Annotated in this window: 1 protein-coding gene; it reads right to left on the bottom strand. The window is 56.8% G+C overall.

Annotated elements, in window-relative coordinates:
• On the bottom strand, nt 1-937 hold a 937-nt coding region (locus DL88_RS21180; protein ID WP_169741609.1), incomplete at its 3' end, for an exonuclease/endonuclease/phosphatase family protein.
• Nucleotides 938-1256 lie beyond the last annotated feature (319 nt).

The following is a 1256-nucleotide window of genomic DNA, read 5'->3' on the forward strand; positions in this document are numbered from 1 at the left end:
CTGCGCGGGCGAGGTTTCTCCAATGTGTGTAGATTTGACGAAGTTGCGTCAGGTCCGCCGTCCACCATCGCTTTGCGTGCGGTGACGGTTTGGCCTTCGGCGTCAACGCATGAACCGCTTCCGACACCGCGTGCATCAACCGATCGGTTTTCTGCTGTACGGAGCCTTCCACCGGAGTGGCAGCTAGCGTGCTCGCGATTCTGGCATTGATCTCTTTCCACGGTGCATTCTTGAGCAGCAATCTATCTGTTTGCGTTGGAGCCGTCCAAGGTGCATCAAGAACGGTTTCAATGGTAACATGATCCGAGCCGTGCTCTGTTCCGTGGACCGCACATTTGACCATCGAATCTGTCAGGTTTTCCGAGGCGAGAACGAGGTCGATCGTCGACTCGCAGTCCCCCGAATATCCTTGGCCATGCCATGTCTTGGTGCCTCGTTTGAGCAGGCTGCTGAGTCCAAACTCGTTCATGAGATCGATGATCGGATCCGCTTCGCCTTGTCTGGCCGAGGACACCTCGTCTCCTCCCCACAGTTGATCATGGCGGTTAAAGTCCCCCATGACCATGATCTCCATCACCGTTCCTGAGTCCCGTCGTACTTTATTGATTGCTGTTCGGAGGTGGTCGCACGCGTTGTCCAACGCGGAGGCGTCCCCTCCCTCTACATAGACGGATGCGATAAAAACCTGTCGCTCGGGAAGCCGAATGACGGCTGCCGTTAGGTCCGGCGACTCGATCTGTACTTGCTCCGCTTCCACATCCCTATTCACCCACAACATGCTTCGAACCGCCCATCTCCCCTCCCTCCACGCGGAGGGAACCATCTTGGTCCATTTGTGATGTCCCATCGGGATGGTCAAGAGCCGGCCTTGAATCCTCCTCGCCTGGGGTTCTTGGATCGCGAGTGCCACTGCGGTTTCAGTATCCTTGTCGTTCATGAGGCTTTCCAGCACTGCACCCTGTTTCCTCACATTCAGTTGCATCACTCGGAGCGTCTTATACATTGCGTGGCGGGTAGAGCCTCCGACAGTTTCTGCTAAACGATTCATGAGGGCCCCCGCATGGAACGCACTTCGGAACTGTCTGGTCGCAGCTACTGTGGCGATGGCCTTCTGCAGCGCACTTGGCGCACCTCTGAGTATTCTTGCACTGGAAAGCCTTGTGGCCGATCTCCTGGCAGTTGTAGCATTGCATCGGTCGTGGTCGATGCTCGAAGGTGCTGGTCACGCCGGACTCTCCTCCAGCGTGGAAGAACCC

It is taken from the genome of Beijerinckia mobilis (genome assembly GCF_000745425.1).
In the GTDB taxonomy this organism is placed as follows: domain Bacteria; phylum Pseudomonadota; class Alphaproteobacteria; order Rhizobiales; family Beijerinckiaceae; genus Beijerinckia; species Beijerinckia mobilis.